Raw genomic sequence first — 19,917 nt, forward strand, 5'->3', positions numbered from 1 at the left:
CCTGCCGAATCCACGCATCCCTCAGGCGCGCACCGCCTGCCAGTCCAGGCCCTCGTCCTGGTCTGCCACCAGCACCTCGGACGGCAACGCACCCAATGCCATTGCCAGCGCCCCCGTTGCCAGCTCACGCGTATTGTTCTGCTTGCTGAGGTGGGCCGCGACCACGCGGTTCAGGCCGGCATGGGCAACTTGCGCCAGGATACTGGCCGCCACTTCATTGGCCAGGTGGCCGAAGTCCCCGCCGATGCGCCGCTTCAGCGAAGCCGGATAGACCGAATTGCGCAGCATCTCGCGGTCATGGTTGCATTCCAGCACCAGCGCATCCACGCCTGCCAGGCGCGCCGTCACGTAAGGCGTCTCCATGCCTGCATCGGTCAACACACCCAGCCTTGCCTGCCCGTCCGACAAGACGAACTGCAGCGGCTCGCGCGCATCGTGCGGCACGGTGTACGGCAGCACCTGCAGTCCGCCGATGGCAAAGGCATGGTCGGCGCCGCAGACGCGCACGTCGGCCGCATCGGCGCCGCGCAGGTGCGAGGTCGCCAGCCAGGTGCCGTGGCTGGTATACACCGCCAGGCGGTGGCGGGCGGCAAAGGCGTAGGCCGAGCCGACGTGGTCGCCATGCTCGTGCGTCACCAGCACGGCGTCGAGCTGGTCCGGCGCGACGCCCAGGCGCTCCAGGCGCCGCGCGGTCTCGCGGATGCCGAAGCCGCAGTCGAGCAGCACGCGCGTGGTGGTGGTGTCTTCGCGGGATTCGATCAGCAGCGAGTTGCCCTCGCTGCCGCTGCCGAGGAAGGCGAAGCGCATCATGGCCGCGCCCTCCCCGCCAGACACCGGCCAGGACGGCCGGCTGGCATGCCAGCAGTCATGCGCCGGCTCAGTGCAGTTGCTCGTCGATCAGCGACAGGATGCGCTTGCCGATTTCGCCGTTCTCAGGCTGGCCGGCATCGTTGAGCACCGTCACCAGCGTGCCGCTGCCCGTGCCCTTGAGCGACACGCGATACTTCTTGGCGGTCTTGGAATCTTCCGGCTTGGTGAACAGCTTGGAGAAGAAGCCACGGCTGTCGGCAACGGTGCGCGGGTCGACATAGCGCACGTAGTACAGGCCCTGGCCGCGGTCGCGGTCTTCAACCGTGAAGTTCACGCGGTCCAGCGACAGGCCGACCGAGCGCCAGGCGCGGTCGAACGGTTCGGGCAGCTGCAGCGCCGGAGCGCCGTTGACCTGGGACAGGTACGACTTGGCCGGCGCGGCGCCATCGGCACCAGCAGCAGCGCCAGCAGCGGCGGCCGTGCCCGCAGCGGCTGCGGCATTGCCCGCCGCCGCCGGGTTCTTGGCCATGCGGTCGGCTTGTTCCTTCTGCACGCCCAGGCGCTGGGCCAGGCGCGACAGGAATTCGGCTTCCAGCTCAGGATCGGCCGGACGCGGGGTCCAGACCGTGCTCGACTTGTCGATGCCGGTCAGCTGCTCCTGCGCACCGCGGTGGCTGATGAAGACCTCCAGCGTGCCGTTCTGCGAACGCTCGACGCGGGTGCGGAACTTGTCGCGCTCCGAGGTCGAGTACAGGCCGTCGAAGACCTTGCCAATGGTGTTGCGGATGATGTCCTGCGGGATCTTGGCGCGGTTCTCGGCCCAGTCGGTTTCCATGATGCCGGTCTCGGGCGAGTCCTGCACCAGCAGGAAACCGCTTTCCTGCCAGAAGCCGCGCAGCTGCTGCCACAGCTGGTCGCCGCGCATGCCGTTGCTGATCACCAGCCAGCGCTGGTTGCCGTCGCGCTCCATGCGGATACCCTGGGCGGAGGGCAGCACGTTCTCGCTCGGGGACTGCTCGCGCACCTTGGTGGCCTGGCTGTACGTCGACAGCGTCGAGGTGCCGTTCGCATCGGGCACCGAATAGCGGCGATCGCCCTCCAGCTTGGTCAGGTCGGGCGGGATATCCAGCGTAGGCGTGCGCTTCGAGGCCGACGACTTGTAGTCGATCTTGTCCGGCTGCATCGCTTCGTTGATGCTGCTGCAGCCGGTGATCACGCCAGCGGCGAGCACGGGCACAACCAGGGCGGCGCGGCGGACTTGCGTCGCGCCGCGGCGGTTAAGCTTCAGTTTCATTGACACGCAATCCTAGTAGGTGGTGCGACAGCAGGACGCCGCGAAAGATCAGGCCAGCAGGCCGGCGGCGGCCAGTGCCTTGCGTACATAGTCGTGGTTGGCCTCGGATAGAGGGGTCAGCGGCAGGCGGATACCGCCTTCCATCCTGCCCATCTGCTGGAGCGCCCACTTGACCGGGATCGGGTTGGCCTCGATGAACATGGCCTTGTTCAGCCCGATCAGCTCCATGTGCAGGCGGCGCGCGGTGACGACGTCGCCCTTGAGCGCCGCGACGCACATCTCGTGCATCTTGCGCGGTGCCACGTTGGCGGTGACCGAGATATTACCGTGGCCGCCCAGCAGGATCAGCGCAACCGCGGTGGGGTCATCGCCGCTGTAGATGGCAAAGCCTTCCGGCGCGTCCTTGATCAGCTGCGCGGCGCGGTCGATATTGCCCGTCGCTTCCTTGACGCCGACGATGCCCGGCACCTGCGCCAGGCGCAGGATGGTCTCGCTGTTCATGTCCGCGACCGTACGGCCCGGCACGTTGTACAGCAGCACCGGCAGCTCCACCGCTTCGGCGATGGTGCGGAAATGCCGGTACATGCCTTCCTGGGTCGGCTTGTTGTAGTACGGCACGACCTGCAGCGACGCATCGGCGCCCACCTTCTTGGCGAAGGCGGTCAGCTCGATGGCCTCCTTGGTGGAGTTGCCGCCGGTGCCCGCGATGATCGGGATGCGCTTGCCGGCCTGTTCCACGGCAACGCGGATCAGTTCGCAGTGCTCCTCGACGGAAACCGTCGGGGACTCGCCGGTGGTGCCCACGATCACGATGCCGTCGGTGCCTTCGGCCACGTGCCAGTCGACCAGTGCGCGCAGGGCCGGGAAGTCCAGGCTGCCGTCTTCATGCATCGGGGTAACGATGGCGACAATGCTGCCGGTAATCTGTGTCATAACGTTAAGGAATTCGGGATGCGAATAAGGGGATTGTACCGGAACCGCAGGCCGCCTCGACCGCCGCCCGGACAGGGGTTGATACCAACTGTTTCAACGTGTGCAGCGGCATTCTCGCCGACAGCGCCGTGCCTGGCTCAGGCGTCGAGCCGGTAGCGTGCCGGCGCGGGCGCATCGGCGCCGCCAGCCGCCTCGCGCACCGCACATATCCGCTGCACGAAGGCTGTTTTCGGCACTTCGACCAGGCCATCCTCATAGGCGACTACGCGCAGGCCATGCTGGCGCGCCACTTCGAGCAATTCGCCCGGCCGCAGCAGGAAATCCGGCCGCGACGGCTTGCCGACGGTTTCATTGCCCGCGGCAAAGGTTTCATAAATCCACATGCCGCCGGGCGCCAGTGCCGCCGCCAGGTGCGGCCACAGCGGCCGGTGCAGGTAGTTGGTGACGACGATGGCGTCGAACGGCGCCTCGCCGGCCAGCGGCCAGGCGCCCTGCTCCAGGTCGGCCACCCGGCCGGTCACGCCGGCCGGCAGGCCGGCGATGGCCTCGCCGTCGCGGTCGACGGCCAGCACCGTGTAGCCGCGTGCCGCCAGCCAGGCGGCATGGCGGCCGCTGCCGCAGGCCAGGTCCAGCACCCGCGCGCCGGGGCGCAGCAGGCGGGCCCAGCGGGCAACCCAGGGGGATGGCGCCGAAAGCCCGGCATGCGATAGCGTCATGGCGTTCCCCTGCACGTCAATGCAGCAGCATCACGATCGGGCGCAGCATCAGCTCGATCAGCGACATCAGCACATTGACCACCGGCGTCATCCAGATCGTGGTGATCACGCCCGCGGCCACCAGCGCCAGCACCACGAAGATGCCGTACGGCTCGATGCGCGACACCGCGCGGGCAATGCCCTGCGGCAGCAGCGCGGTCAGCACGCGGCCGCCGTCCAGCGGCGGCACCGGGAACAGGTTGAAGGCCGCCACCACCAGGTTGACGCGCACGCCCGCCAGCGCCATCTCGCCGAAAAACGGCTCGCGCACGCCGCCCCAGGTCAGGCCGATGGCCAGCAGCACCCAGACGAAGGCCTGCACCACATTGCTGGCCGGCCCGGCCAGCGCCACCCACATGCCGTGCCAGCGCGGGTTGCGCAGGCGCTCGAACGCCACCGGCACCGGCTTGGCATAGCCGAACACGAACTGGCCGCTGGTCATGATGTAGAGCAGCAGCGGCACCGCGATGGTGCCGATCGGATCGATATGGCGGATCGGGTTCAGGCTGACGCGCCCGAGCGCATAGGCCGTGTCGTCGCCGAAAAGCTTGGCCACGTAGCCATGCGAGGCCTCATGCAGCGTGATGGCGAACAGCACCGGCAGGGCATAGACCGCGAAGGTCTGGATAAGGGAGGAATCCATGGCCCCTATTGTAACGGCCCGGCGCCGCCCAGGCGCACGCTCGTGCACCCGCCAGGCGGGGTGGCAGCGCCCGGGGAAGTCAGAGCCCGAAGCGCCCGACGTCGCCGCGGCCCGCGCGGATCAGCTCGGGCTCGCCGCCGGTCAGGTCGATCACCGTGGTCGGCTGCGCCGGCGCCGGGCCGCCGCACACCACCAGATCAAGCTGCTTCTCGAGCCGCGCGCGGATTTCCGCCGGGTCGTTGAGCGGCTCTTCGTCGCCCGGCATCTGCAGCGTGGCCGAGATCAGCGGCTCGCCGGTCTCGCCCAGCAGCGCCAGCGGAATCGCGTGTTCAGGCACGCGCACGCCGATGGTCTTGCGCGCCGGGTGCGACAGCCGCCGCGGCACCTCCTTGGTCGCCTCCAGGATGAACACGTACGGGCCCGGCGTGGCGCCCTTGAGCCAGCGGTACTGCCGGTTGTCGACGCGCGCAAAGTTGCCGAGCTCGGACAGGTCGCGGCACATCAGCGTCAGGTGGTGGCGGTCATCGATGCCGCGCAGCCGGCGCAGGCGCTCGACGGCGGCCTTGTCGTCGAGCCGGCAGGCCAGCGCATAGCTGGAATCGGTCGGCAGCGCAATCAGGCCGCCCTTCTGCAGGATCTGGGCGGCCTGCTTGACCAGGCGCGACTGCGGATTGAGCGGATGGATCTCGAAGTACTGTGACATGGACCAGGGTGGCGGATTCGGACAGATCGGAGCGGAATCTGGGGGGTACCCCGGCCAGGCCGGGCTTGCACCTACCAGTCGCGCCAGACCGGCGTCACCGTCGACGGCAGCGGCGGCAGCTTGCCCAGCTCAACGCGCCCTTCGCCAGGGCCGTGGAAGTCCGAGCCACGCGAGGCCAGCAGCCCGTAGTGGCGGGCCACCGCGGCATAGCGGCGGTACTGGTCGGGCGTGTGGCTGCCAGTCACGACCTCGACGGCGCCACCGCCCAGGGCGGTGAATTCATCGAACAGCGCGTCGTGCTGAGTATCGGTGTAATTGTAGCGGCCCGGGTGCGCCATCACGGCGATGCCGCCGGCGGCGCGGATCCAGCCGACTGCGTCGGCCAGGCTGGCCCAGCGGTGGCCGACATAGCCGGGGCGGCCTTCCGACAGGTACTCGCTGAAGACCTCGCCCACGGTGGCGCAACGGCCCTGGTCGACCAGCCAGCGCGCAAAGTGCGTGCGCGAGATCAGGTCCGGGTTGCCCACGTGCTGCAGCGCCCCTTCATAGGCGCCTGTGATGCCCACTTTTGCCAGCGCCTCGGCAATATCGCGCGCGCGGCGCGCGCGGCCCGAGCGGGTATCGGTCAGGCCGTCGATCAGTTCCGGGCAGTGCGGGTCGATCTGCAGGCCGACGATATGCACGGTCTGCCCGGCCCAGGTCACCGAGATCTCCACGCCCGGCACATAGCGCATGCCGAATTCCTCGGCCGCGGCACGCGCCTCGGCCTGCCCGCCCAGTTCGTCGTGGTCGGTCAGGGCCCAGAACGCGACACCCGCGTCGCGGGCGATTTCCGCGATGGCGCGCGGCGCCAGCGTGCCGTCGGACACGGTGGAATGGCAATGCAGGTCGGCATTGATGGCGTGGGCGTTTTGCATGGGGCCATTCTACTCCCGTCGTCCCCTCCATGCGTGACGCCGGCGCCCCCTGGAAAGCCATGCCAAAGCCCTGCCGGCAACGCTGGCGTGGGCGGAAACGGGCGATGTGCGGGGTATAGTCGGGCCTTGCACCGTCTTTTTGCGGGCACCTGGCGTGCCCGCCATGCCCAATGTCCACCGCTACCCCTCTCGCACCAACCCCCGTCACCACCACCGATGTCCTGATCGTGGGCGCCGGCCCGGTCGGGCTCTTTGCCGCGTTCCAGGCCGGCGTGCTCGGCCTCAGATGCGAGCTGATCGATGTGCTCGACCGTGCCGGCGGCCAGTGCACCGAGCTCTATCCCGAAAAACCGATCTACGACATCCCCGCCGTGCCGGGCTGCCTGGCGCAAGACCTGGTCGACCGGTTGCTGGAGCAATGCGCGCCGTTCGCTTTCCCGATGCACTTCGGCCAGCGCGCGGAGAGCCTGTCCGAAATCCCGCGGCAGCCGGCACCTGACGGGCATGCCGCCCATGAGCGCCTGCTGGTCACCACTGACGGCGGCAAGCGCTTCGATGTCTCTGCGGTGCTGATCTGCGCCGGCGCGGGCGCGTTTGCGCCGCAGCGTGTATCGCTGCCGGAAGCGCCGGCACTGGAAGGCCGCCACGTGCACTACGCCGTGCGTGATGTGTCGCGCTTTGCCGGCAAGCGCGTGGTGGTGGCCGGCGGCGGCGACTCGGCGCTGGACTGGGCGCTCGCGCTGCGCAAGGTGGCCGCGCGCGTGACTCTGCTGCACCGGCGCGAAGGCTTCCGCGCGGCCGACGGCACCGTCGCGGAAATGCGCGAGGCAGTGGCGGCCGGCGAGATGGATTTCGTGGTCGGCATGCTCGGCGCCCTGCGCACCGAAGGCCAGGACGGCCCGCTGACCGAGGTCGAGGTGCGCACCCGCGACGGCAGCACGGTGCTGCCCGCCGATGAACTGGTGGCGCTGTACGGCCTGGTGTCCGAGCCGGGCCCGATCGCGCAGTGGGACATGGACATGCGCGCCGGCCGCATCCTGGTCGACACCACCACTTATGAAAGCTCGCGCCGCGGCATCTTTGCCGCGGGCGATATCGCCTACTACACCAACAAGCAGAAGCTGATCCTGTCAGGCTTCCACGAGGCCGCGCTGGCGTTGCGCCGCGCCTACCACTACGCCTTCCCGGAAAAGGCGCTGGTGCACGTGCACACCAGCAACAATGCCGCGCTGAAGGAAAAGCTGACGCACGCCTGAGCGGCGGCGCCAGCGCTCACACCGCGCTACAGAACGATTCCACCAGCTCCGCCACCGCCGCGGGCTGGTCGTGATGCAGCATGTGGCCGGCATCATCGACCACGGCTTCACGGAAGTCGCGGAAGGCGCGGAAGCGCTCCTTGAATTCGTCGATGGCCTGCTTGTGGGCGATATTGCGCAGCGTTTCAGAATCGCGCGCTTCCACATGCAGCACTGGCGCGCTGACCTGCTCCCAGATCGCCATCACCTCATCGAGCCGGTACAGCATCGGGTTGACCAGCTTGTGCGCCGGATCTCCCAGGATCTCCCAGCGGCCCTCCGCATTGCAGCGCGACCAGTGCGCGGCCAGGAAGGCGGCACGGTCGTCGGGCAAGCGCGGGTTGGTCTTCTGCAGCCGGGCGGCAACGCCGTCCACGCTGTCATACGTCTTCAGCGCCGAGCCGGTGCGCAGTTCGTCGAGCCAGCGCGCATAGCGCTTCGGCGCATGCAAGGGCCGCGTCGCCGTCATACCGAAGCCCTCCAGGTCCACCACGCGGCGCACGCGCTGCGGGCGGATGCCGGCATACAGGCAGATCACGTTGGCGCCCATGCTGTGGCCGACCAGGTCGACCTGGCCGTCGGGCTCATAGTGGTCGAGCAAGGCCTCCAGGTCGGCGATATAGTCGGCGAACCAGTACGACTGCGTGCCCGGGTAGCGCGTGGGCCAGTCGCTCTCGCCAAACCCGCGCCAGTCCGGCGCAATCACATGCCAGTCGCCGCGCAGGTGGTCGACCAAGAACTGGAACGACGCGGACACGTCCATCCAGCCATGCAGCATGAACAGCTTGCGCGCGCCGGGCTGGCCCCAGTGGCGCACGTGGTAGCGCAGTCCGCGCAACGTGATAAATTCAGACCGCGAGGTTTCCTTGATTGTCATTGTCTCCACCCTTGCGCGCGGGTCTTCCTGCCGCCGGGCGCGGCGCCACGGGGGCTGGCGAGGGAAGCCCACGCAAAATAGAACGATCGTTCGCTTGCGCGCATTATAGCGGCCGCCGCCATTCCGGGGGCCCCGTGGCCGCGCGAGCCGGACCTACCGGAGACCTTGGATGGCCGCAGCTGCGTTGCCGGCAAGCCGGCGCGACGACTATCGCGCCCTGTATGAATCCTTCCGCTGGGAAATCCCCCCGCATTTCAATATCGCCGAGGCCTGCTGCGGGCGCTGGGCGCGCGACCCGGCCACGATGGACCGCATCGCGGTCTATACCGAGCATGAGGACGGCCGCCGCAACGCGCATACCTTTGCCCATATCCAGGCCGAAGCCAACCGCCTGTCGGCGGCGCTGCGCGCACTGGGCGTGGCGCGCGGCGACCGCGTGGCAATCGTGATGCCGCAGCGGATCGAGACCGTGATCGCGCATATGGCGATCTACCAGCTCGGCGCCATCGCCATGCCGCTGTCGATGCTGTTCGGGCCCGAGGCGCTGGCCTACCGTATCGCACACAGCGAAGCCAATGTGGCGATCGCGGACGAGACTTCCATCGACAATGTGCTGGCCGCGCGCCCGGAATGCCCGACGCTGGCCACCGTGATTGCCGCCGGCGGCGCGCATGGCCGCGGCGACCACGACTGGGACGTGCTGCTGGCCGCGCAGCTGCCGACTTTTGTCGCCGAGCAGACCAAGGCCGACGAGGCCGCGGTGCTGATCTACACCAGCGGCACCACCGGCCCGCCCAAGGGCGCGCTGATCCCGCACCGCGCGCTGATCGGCAACCTGACCGGCTTTGTCTGCTCGCAGAACTGGTATCCGCAGGACGACGACGTGTTCTGGAGCCCGGCCGACTGGGCCTGGACCGGCGGCCTGTGGGATGCGCTGATGCCGGCGCTGTATTTCGGCAAGCCCATCGTCGGCTACCAGGGCCGCTTCTCCGCCGAGCGCGCCTTCGAGCTGCTGGAGCGCTACGCCGTCACCAACACCTTCCTGTTCCCGACCGCGCTCAAGCAGATGATGAAGGCCTGCCCCGAGCCGCGGCAGCGCTACGACATCAGGCTGCGTGCGCTGATGAGCGCCGGCGAGGCCGTGGGCGAGACCGTGTTCGGCTGGTGCCGCGATGCGCTGGGCGTGATCGTCAACGAGATGTTCGGCCAGACCGAGATCAACTACATCGTCGGCAACTGCACCGCGCAGAACGACGACAAGCAGCTGGGCTGGCCGGCACGACCGGGCTCGATGGGGCGTCCCTATCCGGGCCACCGCGTGCAGGTGATCGACGACGAAGGCCAGCCCTGCGCGCCGGGCGAGGACGGCGAGGTCGCGGTATGCGCCACCGACAGCGCCGGGCATCCGGACCCGGTGTTCTTCCTCGGCTACTGGAAGAACGAAGCCGCCACCGCGGGCAAGTACGCCGAGCGCGACGGCCTGCGCTGGTGCCGCACCGGCGACCTGGCGCGCGTCGATGCCGATGGCTACCTGTGGTACCAGGGGCGTGCCGACGATGTGTTCAAGTCCTCGGGCTACCGCATCGGGCCGAGCGAGATCGAGAACTGCCTGCTCAAGCATCCGGCGGTGTCCAACTGCGCCGTGGTGCCCTCGCCCGACCCCGAGCGCGGCGCCGTGGTCAAGGCCTTCGTGGTGCTGACACCGTCGGTGGCGCGCTCGTTCGACGGCGACGCGGCGCTGGTCACGGAGCTGCAGGCGCATGTGCGCGGCCAGCTGGCGCCGTATGAATACCCGAAGGCGATCGAATTCATCGACCAGCTGCCGATGACCACCACCGGCAAGATCCAGCGGCGCGTGCTGCGCTTGCTGGAGGAAGCGCGCGCGGGCAAGCGCGCCTAGGCAGGAAAGACCCGCTCGCAGAGGAAATCGACCAGCGCCCTCACCTTGGGCGAGGGATGCCTGCTCGCCGGCCAGAGCACGTGAAAGGCCTTGGCTGGCCCCACATGGCCAGCCAGTACCTGGCACAGGCTGCCATCGGCGAGCTGCTCGCGGATGGCGAAATCCGGCAGGCAGGCAATGCCCAGGCCGCGCAGCGCAAAACACAGGCGCGTCTCGATGTTGTTGCAGATCATCGATGTCGGCAGCGCCAGCTCGGGCTCGCCCGGCGCGCGCCGCAGCGGCCAGGCCTCGAGCTTGCCGGTATGCGGGAAACGGTAATGCAGGCAGGCATGGCCGGTCAGGTCGGCAGGCAGCTTCGGCGTGCCACGCTGCGCGAGGTAGTCGGGCGATGCCACCAGCATCGCCTGGAACGCACCCAGCCTGCGTGCCGACAGGCGCGAGTCGGCGGGCTCGCCGGTGCGGACCACCGCATCGAAGCCCTCCTCGATGACATCGACCAGCTGGTCGGTGAAATCCAGGTCCAGCTCGATGTCCGGATACGCGCGCATGAAGTCGCCCAGCACGGGCAAGACCAGTGAACTGACCAGCGGCAGGCTCACCCGCAGGCGGCCGCGCGGTGCCGCGGTGGCTTCGGCCAGCTCCAGCTCCGCCGCTTCGATCTCGGCGAGCACGCGGCGGCTGCGCTCCAGGAACAGCGTGCCTTCGGCGGTCAGCGTCACGCTGCGCGTGCTGCGGTGGAACAGCCGTACGCCGAGCCTTTCTTCCAGCCGCGCCACGCTCTTGCCGACGGCGGAGGCCGACACCCCAAGCAAGCGCCCCGCCGCGACAAAACTGCGGGTCTCGGCCACCTGCACAAACACTGCGAAGCCACTGAGGCTGTCCATGATGCCCCCGATTGCGGACACAAAGTTCCGGAGAAAAAGGAACTGTAGCCCACTTTTTCTTTAATGGCCGGGTCCTTATCGTGAGCGGGTCGTTCATTGAACAAGGATTCGCTGTGTCCCTCCCCACGATTGCACCGCCCCCGGGCGTGTCCCCTGCATTCCCCGCGCCCGTGAGTGCGCGCATCGACGCCGTGGTCCGGCAGGCGCTGGAGCAACGGCGACTGGTCGGCGCCGTCGTGCTGGTCAGCCGTGACGGCGAACTGGTCCACCGGCAGGCGGCAGGCCTGGCCGATCGGGAAAGCGGACAGCCGATGCGCATGGATGCGGTCTTCCGGCTGGCTTCGGTAAGCAAGCCGATCGTCTCCGTGGCGGCACTGGCGCTGGTCGCACAAGGCCGGCTCGAGCTTGACCAGGGTATCGACCGCTGGCTGCCTGAATTCCGCCCGCGCCTGGCCGATGGCCGACCGGCACGTATCACGGCGCGGCAACTGCTCAGCCATACCGCGGGGCTGGGCTATCGCTTCTTCGAGTCCGGCGAAGACGGACCCTATGCCCGCGCCGGCGTCTCCGACGGCATGGACGACGCCACCATCAGCCTGGCGGAGAACCTGCGGCGCATCGCCAGCGTGCCCTTGCTGTACGAACCGGGTACCGCGTGGGGCTACTCGCTCGCGACCGACGTGCTGGGCGCGCTGATCGAGCGCGTCCATGGCACGCCGCTGGACACCGCAGTGCGGCAGCTGGTGACCGGCCCGCTGGGCATGGCCGACACCGGCTTCGTGGCACACGACGTGCACCGCGTGCCGACCCCGTACGTGAACGACAGCCCGCACCCGCACCGCCTGCGCGAAGGCGAAACCGTGCCCGTGCTCGAAGGCACGGTTGGCATTCCCTACAGTCCCGCACGCATCTTCAATGCGCGGGCCTTCCCCTCCGGCGGGGCGGGCATGGCGGGCACGGCGCAAGACTTCCTGTGCCTGCTGGAGAGCTTGCGCCAGGGCGGCGGCGCGTTGCTGCCATCCGCCCTGGTCGAGGACATGGCGCTCGACCAGACCGGCGGCCTGGACCTGCCCGATGCGCCGGGAACCGGCTTCGGGCTGGGCTTCTCGGTGCTGCGCGATCCGCGCCGGGCGGGCTCGCCGGAAGCCGCCGGCACCTGGCGCTGGGGCGGGGCCTACGGCCACGCCTGGTTCGTCGACCGCAGCCAGGGGCTGAGCGTGGTGGCGTTCACCAACACGCTGTACGAGGGCATGTCCGGCCGCTTTGTCACCGACCTGCGCGACGCGGTCTACGGTGTCGCCCCCACAGCCGCGTAACCATCCAAGCAACACATCAGTCCTTATCCAGGCGCCAACATGACCACAGCCACCAACACGCTTGCGAACGATGCACAGCCGGACACGCGGCCTGCGCGGCTACCGCTTCCGGCACTGCTTGCGCTTGCTGTCGCAGGCTTCATCACCGTCCTGACCGAGGCCTTGCCGGCGGGGCTGCTGCCGCAGATCGGCGCGGGCCTTGCCATCTCCGAGCCGCTTGCCGGCCAGTTCGTCACCATCTACGCCTTCGGTTCACTGGTGGCCGCCATGCCGCTGACGGCGGCTACGCAAGGGCTGCGGCGGCGGCCGCTGCTGCTGCTTGCCATCGCGGGCTTTGCCGTCGCCAACGCCGTGACGGGCTGGTCCGGCAGCTATGTCCTGACGATGGCGGCGCGCTTCCTTGCGGGGGTCTCGGCCGGACTGCTGTGGGCGCTGCTGGCTGGCTATGCCGCGCGCATGGTTCCCGATCACCTCAAGGGTCGTGCCATTGCTGTCGCGATGGTTGGCATCCCCCTGGCCTTGTCGCTGGGCGTGCCATCCGGGACCTTCCTCGGTGCGTTCATGGGCTGGCGCGCGTGCTTCGGCATCATCAGCGTGCTGACGCTGGGACTGATTGCCTGGGTGCTGGCGAGCGTGCCGGATTTTGCCGGCCAGCCCGCCGGCCAGCGGCTGCCGATCGCGCGCGTGTTCACCGTGCCGGGCGTGCGTCCGGTGCTGTTCGTGACGCTCGCCTTCGTGCTGGCGCACAACATCCTCTACACCTATATCGCGCCGTTCCTGCGAGCCGGCAACGCCGGGGCACGGCTTGACCTGGTCCTGTTCGTGTTCGGCGTGGCCTCGCTCGCCGGCATCTGGATCACCGGCGTGCTGATCGACCAGTGGCTGCGGGCGCTGACGCTGGCCAGCACGCTGCTGTTCGGGCTTGCGGTGCTGGCGCTTGGGGCCGGGGGCGGGCACCCGGCCGTGGTCTATGCCGCGGCCGCGATCTGGGGCCTGGGCTTCGGCGGCGTCTCAACGCTGTTCCAGACGGCGCTGGCGAAGACCGCCGGCAAATCCGCGGACGTGGCCCAGTCGATGCTGGTCACGGCCTGGAATATTGCCATCGCCGGCGGCGGCGTCATCGGCGGGCTGCTGCTCGATGGCGTCGGCATCGGCGCATTCCCGCCCGTGCTGGCTGCCCTGCTCGCCGCAACCTGGCTGGTGGTCTGGTCGGCGCGCAGGCATGGCTTTCCCGCGCGCGGCTGAGGTGCGGGACGGCAAGCCTAACCGGCCGATGCCTCCAGCCAGGCCAGTTCGTCTTCATCGAAGCCCGCAGCGCGCCGCGCCTCAAGATTGAATGGCCCGCGCAGCTTCGGCGCGCGGTACTGCCCGGCCAGCTGCGCGTAGGTGGCAACGGGCTCCAGGCCGCGCTGCGCGCACAGCCAGCGGTACCAGTGGTTGCCGATGGCGACGTGGCCGACCTCGTCGCGCAGGATGATGTCGATGATGGCCGCGGCGGCGTGGTCGCCTGCGCCGGCCAGCCTGGCGCGCACCGGCGGCGACGCATCGAGCCCGCGCGCCTCCAGCGTGCGCGGCACCAGCGCCATGCGCGCAAGCACGTCGCCGGCGGTCTTGTCGGTCATCTCCCACAGGCTGTTGTGGGCAGGGAAGTCGCCGTAGGCCGCGCCCAGCGTGCCAAGGTGGTCGGCCAGCAGCGAGAAGTGGTACGCCTCTTCATCGGCCACGCGCAGCCAGTCGCGGTAGTAGCCGGGCGGCATGCCGGCGAAGCGCCAGGCCGCGTCCAGTGCCAGGTTGATGGCATTGAACTCGATATGGCACAGCGCATGGATCATCGCCGCGCGCCCGGCCGGGGTATGCAGCGAGCGGCGCCGCTCGACGTCCTGCGGCGCCACCAGCGGCGGCCGCGCGGGGCGGCCGGGGATGGCCTGGCCGGCATCGGCCTGGATCGCCTCGCCGGCGGCAAGCGCCTCGTCCGGCAATGTCGTCACATGGCGGTAAAGTGCCCGCGCCGCCACGGACTTTTCCCGAGGATCCGTCATGCACAACACCGCCAGCGCCTGGTGGCGCGGCGAAAGTGACTGTTCGGGCAAGGCGGCGGCGGGTGTTTTTTCTGGCATGAGCGTAAAATCCGGGTCTGCCGCCATTGTAGGGCCTGGCCGGTGCCCGACTGCCGGGCAAGCCGCGCAGTCGCCGTGGCGCCGCGCGCCCGCACTCCACCCTGGCCCTTTAAAGTCCGGCGGCAACCCCCACTTCAACAAAAGCCTTTCGTGCAGGAGACCCCATGGCGCTTTACCAGCTCGGCGACGTCAAGCCCAATATCGACAGCGATGCCTACGTGGCCCCCGAAGCCACCGTCATCGGCAACGTGACCCTCAAGTCCCGCGCCAGCGCCTGGCCCGGTGTCGTGATCCGCGGCGACAACGAACCGATCGTGGTGGGCGAGGACACCAACATCCAGGAAGGCTCGGTGCTGCATACCGACCCGGGCTGCCCGCTGACCCTGGGCGACAAGGTCTCGATCGGCCACCAGGCCATGCTGCATGGCTGCACCGTAGGCGAAGGCTCGCTCATCGGGATCCAGGCCGTGGTGCTGAACCGCGCCGTGATCGGCAAGGAATGCCTGGTCGGCGCCGGTGCCGTGGTGACCGAGGGCAAGGTCTTCCCGGACCGCTCGCTGATCCTGGGCGCGCCGGCCAAGGTGGTGCGCCAGCTGACCGACGCCGACGTCGCCAACCTGTACCGCAACGCCGAGACCTACGCCACCCGGCAGGCCATGTACAAGCAACAGCTCAAGCGGATCGGCTGACGACCGCGGCGGCACTTACCGAATCATCGACAGATTATTGTGACCGATACCACCACCCCCGACACCCTGCAGAAATTCCTGTTCGACGCGGCTCCCGTGCGCGGCGAGCTGGTGCGCATGGAAGCCACCTGGCAAGAAGTGCTGGGCCGCCACAGCTACCCCGCACCGGTGCGCCGGCTGCTGGGCGAGATGATGGCCGCCGCGGCGCTGCTGTCGGCCAACCTGAAGTTCAACGGGGCGCTGGTGATGCAGCTGCACGGCGACGGCCCGGTGCGCATGCTGGTGGTGGAATGCCTGTCCGACCTGTCGATGCGCGCCACCGCCAAGCTGGCCGAGGGCGCGCACATCGCCGACGACGCCACGCTGGCGCAGATGGTCAACGCCCACGGCCACGGCCGCTTTGCCATCACGCTGGATCCGAAGGACAAGCTGCCGGGCCAGCAGGCGTACCAGGGCATCGTGCCGCTGGCCGACGCGCATGGCCCGCTGGGCTCGATCAGCGCCGTGCTCGAGCACTACATGCAGGCGTCCGAGCAGCTCGACACGCGCCTGTGGCTGGCGGCGGACGACCACGTCGCCGCCGGCATGCTGCTGCAGAAGCTGCCGGCCTACGGCGGCACCGCGGAAGTCGGCGAGACCGGCGCGCCGCTGGCCAGCCATGCCCGCGCGCAGGACCTGGACACCTGGGACCGCGCCGTGCAGCTGGGCGCCACGCTCAAGGCCGACGAACTGCTGGCCGAGACCCCCGACACCCTGCTGCGCCGCCTGTTCTGGGAAGACCTGCAGGCCGCCGGCCTGCGCGTGTTTGAGCCGCTGACGCCGCATTTCCATTGCTCCTGCTCGCGCCCCAAGGTGGCCGGCATGCTGCAGTCGCTGGGCCAGGAAGAGATCGAAGGCATCATCGCCGAGCGCGGCCAGGTCGAGATCCACTGCGACTTCTGCGGCCTGCGCTATGAGTTTGATCCGGTCGACTGCGCCCAGCTGTTCTCGGCCACCCATATCGCCACCGGCGCCGGTGCCGGCGCGCACCAGCACCACTGAGCGGCAGGCGCGGGGCGGCATGGCGGAAACAACCGCCTTGCCGTCCTGTCCAACGGCTGTACGATGGCAGCATCCAGCTGCCCCAAGCAAGCCTGAGTACAGCCATGTCCGCCCGAGCCACCCCCTCCCTGCCTGAATCTCCCGCCATCGTGCCGGCCGTGCTGCGCTGCCTTGCCGCCTGCGCCGCGACCGGCGCACTGCTGCTGGCCGCAGGCTGCGCAGAGCTGCCGCGCGACGTCAACGGCTCGCCGCCCACGGCGCGGCTGGCGCCCAACGCCATCCCGCCAGCGCCGCTGACCGCCGACGACAAGCAGAAGCTCGACACGCTGAACCAGCAGATACTGCGCGAGCAGGCCGCCGCGATCGCGCTCGACCAGCAGGCCGCGGCCGCGCGCGCGGCTTATGGCTATCCGAACACCAGCTGGAACCTGTATTACGGGGGATGGGGTGGTGGCCACTGGGGCGGCGGCGTCAGCGTCGGCATGCCCGGCTGGGGCTGGGGCGGTTATCCGTACGGCTGGTGGTGACAGGCAGGCGGCGGGCTGGATGCAAGCCCACCGACAGCGAGAGGCAAGGCGCCCCTTAGTGGCCGCCTCTTCCGGCGACCGAATTCGCCGGCGGCGGCAACGGCGGCGTCGCGCTGACCTTGGGCGCCGGCGCGACAAACTGCACGAAGACCTCGCCTTCCCTCACCATGCCCAACTCATAGCGGGCACGTTCCTCGATCGCGCCGGTGCCGTCCTGCAGGTCGGCGACTTCCCCTTCCAGCTTGGCGTTGCGCAGCTTGAGCGTCTGGTTGCGGGTGCCCTGCTCGGTCAGTTGCCGGTTCAGGTCCCACACGCGCAGCCAGCCGCCCTTGCCCAGCCAGAGCGGGTACTGGATGGCAAGCAGCAGCACAAACAACAGCAGCGAGATCAGGCGCATGAAAGATGGCGGACAGGAAATTCCGCACAATGATCTGCGAACTCAGCCCGGAAGGCAATTGCCAGGCAGATTTCGATACAAAAACGGCGGCGGCCAGGGAATCCCGGCCGCCGCCATTCCATCCGCTTGCTGCCGCTCCCGCGCAAGCGGGAACGGCAGGGCAAGGTGTCAGCGCAGGTTGTAGAACGCGCCCTTGCCCGGGTAGCTGGCGATATCGCCGAGGTCTTCCTCGATGCGCAGCAGCTGGTTGTACTTGGCCATGCGGTCCGAGCGCGACAGCGAGCCGGTCTTGATCTGGCCGGCGTTGGTGCCCACGGCGATATCGGCAATGGTGCTGTCTTCGGTCTCGCCCGAGCGGTGCGAGATCACGGCGGTGTAGCCGGCGCGCTTGGCCATCTCGATGGCGGCGAAGGTTTCGGTCAGCGTGCCGATCTGGTTGATCTTGATCAGGATCGAGTTGCCGATGCCCTTCTCGATGCCTTCCTTCAGGATCTTGGTGTTGGTGACGAACAGGTCGTCGCCCACCAGCTGCACGCGCGTGCCCAGCTTCTCGGTCAGCGTCTTCCAGCCGTCCCAGTCGCCTTCGGCCATGCCGTCCTCGATCGACACGATCGGGAACTTGTCGCACAGGTTGGCCAGGTAGTCGGCGAACTGGGTCGACGACAGCTTCAGGCCTTCGCCTTCCAGCTGGTACACGCCTTCGCCTTCGTGGTAGAACTCGCTGGCGGCGCAGTCCAGCGCCAGCAGCACGTCTTCACCGGCACGGTAGCCGGCCTTCTCGATGGCCTGCACCACAGTGTTCAGGCATTCCTCGTTGGACGAGAAGTTGGGGGCGAAGCCGCCCTCGTCGCCGACCGCGGTGGACATGCCCTTGTCGGCCAGGATCTTCTTCAGCGCGTGGAAGATCTCGGCGCCGCAGCGCAGGGCTTCGCGGAAGCTGGTCTGCGACACCGGCATGATCATGAATTCCTGGATGTCCAGGCTGTTGTTGGCGTGCGCGCCGCCGTTGACGATGTTCATCATCGGCACCGGCAGTTGCATCGCGCCCGAACCGCCGAAGTAGCGGTACAGCGGCAGGCCGGCTTCTTCAGCGGCGGCCTTGGCAACGGCCATCGACACCGCCAGCATGGCGTTGGCGCCCAGCCGGCCCTTGTTCTCGGTGCCGTCGAGGTCGATCAGGGTGCGGTCCAGGAAGGCCTGCTCGGAGGCATCCAGGCCCATGATGGCTTCGGAGATTTCAGTGTTGATGTGCTCGACGGCCTTCAGCACGCCCTTGCCCAGGTAACGTGACTTGTCGCCGTCACGCAGTTCGATGGCTTCGCGCGAACCGGTCGAGGCGCCCGACGGCACTGCCGCACGGCCCATCACGCCGGATTCCAGCAGCACGTCGCATTCGACGGTGGGGTTGCCGCGCGAGTCGAGAACCTCGCGACCGATGATATCTACGATTGCACTCATGAATTCCTCTCTGACTGTTGATTCTTGCTGCTGCTGATTACTTCAACCTGTGCCCGTGTCAGGCGCATGTCAAACTGCCCGGCAACCCTCAGGCAGCGCCTTCCACCACGATCATGTTCATCTTTGCCGCGTGCTCGCGCGCCTTGCGGGCGGCGCGATAGGCTTCGCCGTCATGGAACGACCTGGCGGCTTCATAGCTGGGGAATTTCAGCACCACGACGCGGGTCGGCGCCCACTCGCCCTCCAGCGGCTCGGTCTTGCCGCCGCGCACCAACACTTCGGCGCCATGAATCTGCATGGCCTTGCTCGAAAGCACTTTGTATTCTTCGTACTGCTGGGGGTCGGTCACGTCGACGTAGGCGATGATATAGCCCGCGGCCATGGAATATCTCCCGATTTTTTGTATTGTCTTTCGATATGGTTTGTCACCACCGGCATTGCGGTGGTGACAAGACCGGGCCTGCTCAGGCGCAGGCCGGCCAGCCGAAGTTGTCTTCCAGGAAACCGGCGCGCTTGACCAGCGTGTCCAGTTCCTTGAGCACGGCCAGCAGTTCCTTCATGCGCGACAGCGGCACCGCGTTGGGGCCATCGGACATGGCCTTGCTCGGGTCCGGGTGCGTTTCCATGAACAGGCCCGCCACGCCGGTGGCGACGGCGGCGCGCGACAGCACCGGCACGAACTCGCGCTGGCCGCCCGAGCTGGTGCCCTGGCCGCCCGGCAGCTGCACCGAGTGGGTGGCGTCGAACACCACCGGGGCACCGGTCTCGCGCATGATCGCCAGCGAGCGCATGTCGGACACCAGGTTGTTGTAGCCGAACGAGACACCACGCTCGCAGGCCATGAAGACATCGTCAGGCAGACCGGCTTCGCGCGCGGCATCGCGCGCCTTGTCGATCACGTTCTTCATGTCATGCGGCGCCAGGAACTGGCCCTTCTTGATGTTCACCGGCTTGCCGCTCTGGGCGCAGGCACGGATGAAATCAGTCTGGCGGCACAGGAAGGCCGGCGTCTGCAGCACGTCCACCACGGCAGCGACGGGCTTGATCTCGTCGATCTCGTGGATGTCGGTCAGCACCGGCACGCCGATCTCGCGCTTGACGGTGGCCAGGATCTCCAGGCCCTTTTCCATCCCCAGGCCGCGGAACGACTTGCCGGACGAACGGTTGGCCTTGTCGAACGACGACTTGTAAATGAACGGGATGCCCAGTTCGGCGGTGATGGCCTTGAGCTCGCCGGCCGTATCCAGCGCCATCTGCTCCGACTCGATCACGCACGGACCGGCGATCAGGAAGAACGGCTTGTCGAGGCCGGCCTCGAATCCACAGAGTTTCATGACTGTCTCTCCTGCTTGCCGCCGGGG

The 19,917-nt window shown here is 68.4% G+C and carries 21 protein-coding genes; 7 read left to right on the forward strand and 14 right to left on the reverse strand.

Going from position 1 to position 19,917, the window contains the following annotated elements:
• Positions 1-21: 21 nt before the first annotated feature.
• The 7 genes from I6H87_RS00975 to I6H87_RS01005 all read right to left on the reverse strand — a co-directional run bounded on the left by I6H87_RS00975 (position 22) and on the right by I6H87_RS01005 (position 6,055).
• Positions 22-810, reverse strand: a complete 789-nt coding sequence (locus I6H87_RS00975) for an MBL fold metallo-hydrolase (RefSeq protein ID WP_010808978.1) — start codon at positions 808-810, stop codon at positions 22-24.
• Between the two features lie 67 nt (positions 811-877).
• Positions 878-2,104, reverse strand: coding sequence for an NlpB/DapX family lipoprotein (gene bamC, locus I6H87_RS00980; protein WP_010808979.1), 1,227 nt, complete (start codon positions 2,102-2,104; stop codon positions 878-880).
• Positions 2,105-2,152: 48 nt separating this feature from the next.
• Positions 2,153-3,037 carry a 4-hydroxy-tetrahydrodipicolinate synthase gene (gene dapA, locus I6H87_RS00985; protein WP_011614931.1) on the reverse strand — a complete coding sequence of 295 codons (885 nt, stop codon included), beginning with the start codon at positions 3,035-3,037 and terminating at the stop codon, positions 2,153-2,155.
• A gap of 137 nt (positions 3,038-3,174) precedes the next feature.
• On the reverse strand, positions 3,175-3,753 hold the full coding sequence (locus tag I6H87_RS00990; protein WP_011614930.1) for a class I SAM-dependent methyltransferase: 579 nt from the start codon (positions 3,751-3,753) through the stop codon (positions 3,175-3,177).
• Positions 3,754-3,769: 16 nt separating this feature from the next.
• Positions 3,770-4,435, reverse strand: coding sequence for a site-2 protease family protein (locus I6H87_RS00995; RefSeq protein WP_010808982.1), 666 nt, complete (start codon positions 4,433-4,435; stop codon positions 3,770-3,772).
• A 79-nt stretch (positions 4,436-4,514) separates the two neighbouring features.
• Complete coding sequence (locus I6H87_RS01000) at positions 4,515-5,138, reverse strand: L-threonylcarbamoyladenylate synthase (RefSeq protein WP_010808983.1); 624 nt, start codon at positions 5,136-5,138, stop codon at positions 4,515-4,517.
• Between the two features lie 71 nt (positions 5,139-5,209).
• Entirely contained in the window at positions 5,210-6,055 is an 846-nt protein-coding gene (locus I6H87_RS01005; RefSeq protein ID WP_011614929.1) for a 3',5'-nucleoside bisphosphate phosphatase, read from the reverse strand.
• 170 nt (positions 6,056-6,225) lie between these two features.
• Here I6H87_RS01005 and I6H87_RS01010 point away from each other — a divergent pair, with 170 nt between their 5' ends.
• Entirely contained in the window at positions 6,226-7,311 is a 1,086-nt protein-coding gene (locus I6H87_RS01010) for an NAD(P)/FAD-dependent oxidoreductase (RefSeq protein ID WP_010808985.1), read from the forward strand.
• Positions 7,312-7,327: 16 nt separating this feature from the next.
• On the opposite strand, the gene I6H87_RS01015 is transcribed toward I6H87_RS01010, so the two are convergent.
• On the reverse strand, positions 7,328-8,227 hold the full coding sequence (locus I6H87_RS01015; protein WP_041687243.1) for an alpha/beta fold hydrolase: 900 nt from the start codon (positions 8,225-8,227) through the stop codon (positions 7,328-7,330).
• Positions 8,228-8,396: 169 nt separating this feature from the next.
• Between I6H87_RS01015 and I6H87_RS01020 the strand changes: the two genes are divergently transcribed.
• Positions 8,397-10,127, forward strand: coding sequence for an acetate--CoA ligase (locus I6H87_RS01020; RefSeq protein ID WP_011614927.1), 1,731 nt, complete (start codon positions 8,397-8,399; stop codon positions 10,125-10,127).
• On the opposite strand, the gene I6H87_RS01025 is transcribed toward I6H87_RS01020, so the two are convergent.
• Positions 10,124-11,011: a LysR family transcriptional regulator gene (locus tag I6H87_RS01025; RefSeq protein WP_011614926.1), complete on the reverse strand. Its 888-nt coding sequence runs from the start codon at positions 11,009-11,011 to the stop codon at positions 10,124-10,126. The two genes, I6H87_RS01020 and I6H87_RS01025, sit on opposite strands and share 4 nt — an antisense overlap.
• A gap of 113 nt (positions 11,012-11,124) precedes the next feature.
• Between I6H87_RS01025 and I6H87_RS01030 the strand changes: the two genes are divergently transcribed.
• Both I6H87_RS01030 and I6H87_RS01035 read left to right on the forward strand, forming a co-directional pair.
• Positions 11,125-12,327 carry a serine hydrolase domain-containing protein gene (locus tag I6H87_RS01030; protein ID WP_011614925.1) on the forward strand — a complete coding sequence of 401 codons (1,203 nt, stop codon included), beginning with the start codon at positions 11,125-11,127 and terminating at the stop codon, positions 12,325-12,327.
• Positions 12,328-12,366: 39 nt separating this feature from the next.
• Positions 12,367-13,572, forward strand: coding sequence for an MFS transporter (locus I6H87_RS01035; protein ID WP_011614924.1), 1,206 nt, complete (start codon positions 12,367-12,369; stop codon positions 13,570-13,572).
• A gap of 17 nt (positions 13,573-13,589) precedes the next feature.
• Here the strand turns inward: I6H87_RS01035 and I6H87_RS01040 are convergent, their stop codons facing one another.
• The gene (locus tag I6H87_RS01040; protein ID WP_081225755.1) at positions 13,590-14,471 is read right to left on the reverse strand and encodes a ferritin-like domain-containing protein; all 882 of its coding nucleotides are present in this window, start codon (positions 14,469-14,471) and stop codon (positions 13,590-13,592) included.
• A 137-nt stretch (positions 14,472-14,608) separates the two neighbouring features.
• Between I6H87_RS01040 and I6H87_RS01045 the strand changes: the two genes are divergently transcribed.
• The 3 genes from I6H87_RS01045 to I6H87_RS01055 all read left to right on the forward strand — a co-directional run bounded on the left by I6H87_RS01045 (position 14,609) and on the right by I6H87_RS01055 (position 16,701).
• On the forward strand, positions 14,609-15,133 hold the full coding sequence (locus I6H87_RS01045) for a gamma carbonic anhydrase family protein (RefSeq protein ID WP_010808992.1): 525 nt from the start codon (positions 14,609-14,611) through the stop codon (positions 15,131-15,133).
• A gap of 39 nt (positions 15,134-15,172) precedes the next feature.
• Entirely contained in the window at positions 15,173-16,174 is a 1,002-nt protein-coding gene (hslO, locus tag I6H87_RS01050) for an Hsp33 family molecular chaperone HslO (RefSeq protein ID WP_011614922.1), read from the forward strand.
• 104 nt (positions 16,175-16,278) lie between these two features.
• Positions 16,279-16,701 (forward strand): hypothetical protein, encoded by a 423-nt coding sequence (locus I6H87_RS01055; protein WP_011614921.1) that lies wholly within the window; start codon positions 16,279-16,281, stop codon positions 16,699-16,701.
• A 55-nt stretch (positions 16,702-16,756) separates the two neighbouring features.
• Here I6H87_RS01055 and ftsB read toward each other — a convergent pair whose 3' ends face one another.
• From ftsB to kdsA, 4 genes are all read right to left on the reverse strand, one after another.
• Positions 16,757-17,098, reverse strand: coding sequence for a cell division protein FtsB (gene ftsB / locus I6H87_RS01060; RefSeq protein WP_010808995.1), 342 nt, complete (start codon positions 17,096-17,098; stop codon positions 16,757-16,759).
• Between the two features lie 168 nt (positions 17,099-17,266).
• A complete protein-coding gene (gene eno, locus I6H87_RS01065) occupies positions 17,267-18,556 on the reverse strand; it encodes a phosphopyruvate hydratase (protein WP_010808996.1) in 1,290 nt (429 codons plus the stop codon).
• Between the two features lie 88 nt (positions 18,557-18,644).
• Positions 18,645-18,938, reverse strand: a complete 294-nt coding sequence (locus I6H87_RS01070) for a DUF1330 domain-containing protein (protein ID WP_010808997.1) — start codon at positions 18,936-18,938, stop codon at positions 18,645-18,647.
• 82 nt (positions 18,939-19,020) lie between these two features.
• Positions 19,021-19,890: a 3-deoxy-8-phosphooctulonate synthase gene (gene kdsA, locus I6H87_RS01075; protein ID WP_011614920.1), complete on the reverse strand. Its 870-nt coding sequence runs from the start codon at positions 19,888-19,890 to the stop codon at positions 19,021-19,023.
• Positions 19,891-19,917: the final 27 nt, after the last annotated feature.

The sequence above is a fragment of the Cupriavidus necator genome (assembly GCF_016127575.1).
GTDB classification, from domain to species: domain Bacteria; phylum Pseudomonadota; class Gammaproteobacteria; order Burkholderiales; family Burkholderiaceae; genus Cupriavidus; species Cupriavidus necator_D.

Coding starts and splice junctions, on each gene's coding strand:
- I6H87_RS01020 (WP_011614927.1), top strand. CDS start 8,397: ATGGCCGCAGCTGCGTTGCCGGCAAGCCGGCGCGACGACTATCGCGCC.
- I6H87_RS01070 (WP_010808997.1), bottom strand. CDS start 18,938: ATGGCCGCGGGCTATATCATCGCCTACGTCGACGTGACCGACCCCCAG.
- bamC (WP_010808979.1), bottom strand. CDS start 2,104: ATGAAACTGAAGCTTAACCGCCGCGGCGCGACGCAAGTCCGCCGCGCC.
- I6H87_RS01025 (WP_011614926.1), bottom strand. CDS start 11,011: ATGGACAGCCTCAGTGGCTTCGCAGTGTTTGTGCAGGTGGCCGAGACC.
- ftsB (WP_010808995.1), bottom strand. CDS start 17,098: ATGCGCCTGATCTCGCTGCTGTTGTTTGTGCTGCTGCTTGCCATCCAG.
- I6H87_RS01000 (WP_010808983.1), bottom strand. CDS start 5,138: ATGTCACAGTACTTCGAGATCCATCCGCTCAATCCGCAGTCGCGCCTG.
- I6H87_RS01045 (WP_010808992.1), top strand. CDS start 14,609: ATGGCGCTTTACCAGCTCGGCGACGTCAAGCCCAATATCGACAGCGAT.
- kdsA (WP_011614920.1), bottom strand. CDS start 19,890: ATGAAACTCTGTGGATTCGAGGCCGGCCTCGACAAGCCGTTCTTCCTG.
- dapA (WP_011614931.1), bottom strand. CDS start 3,037: ATGACACAGATTACCGGCAGCATTGTCGCCATCGTTACCCCGATGCAT.
- I6H87_RS01010 (WP_010808985.1), top strand. CDS start 6,226: ATGTCCACCGCTACCCCTCTCGCACCAACCCCCGTCACCACCACCGAT.
- I6H87_RS01040 (WP_081225755.1), bottom strand. CDS start 14,471: ATGGCGGCAGACCCGGATTTTACGCTCATGCCAGAAAAAACACCCGCC.
- I6H87_RS01015 (WP_041687243.1), bottom strand. CDS start 8,227: ATGACAATCAAGGAAACCTCGCGGTCTGAATTTATCACGTTGCGCGGA.
- I6H87_RS00975 (WP_010808978.1), bottom strand. CDS start 810: ATGATGCGCTTCGCCTTCCTCGGCAGCGGCAGCGAGGGCAACTCGCTG.
- I6H87_RS01055 (WP_011614921.1), top strand. CDS start 16,279: ATGTCCGCCCGAGCCACCCCCTCCCTGCCTGAATCTCCCGCCATCGTG.
- I6H87_RS01005 (WP_011614929.1), bottom strand. CDS start 6,055: ATGCAAAACGCCCACGCCATCAATGCCGACCTGCATTGCCATTCCACC.
- I6H87_RS01035 (WP_011614924.1), top strand. CDS start 12,367: ATGACCACAGCCACCAACACGCTTGCGAACGATGCACAGCCGGACACG.
- I6H87_RS00995 (WP_010808982.1), bottom strand. CDS start 4,435: ATGGATTCCTCCCTTATCCAGACCTTCGCGGTCTATGCCCTGCCGGTG.
- eno (WP_010808996.1), bottom strand. CDS start 18,556: ATGAGTGCAATCGTAGATATCATCGGTCGCGAGGTTCTCGACTCGCGC.
- I6H87_RS00990 (WP_011614930.1), bottom strand. CDS start 3,753: ATGACGCTATCGCATGCCGGGCTTTCGGCGCCATCCCCCTGGGTTGCC.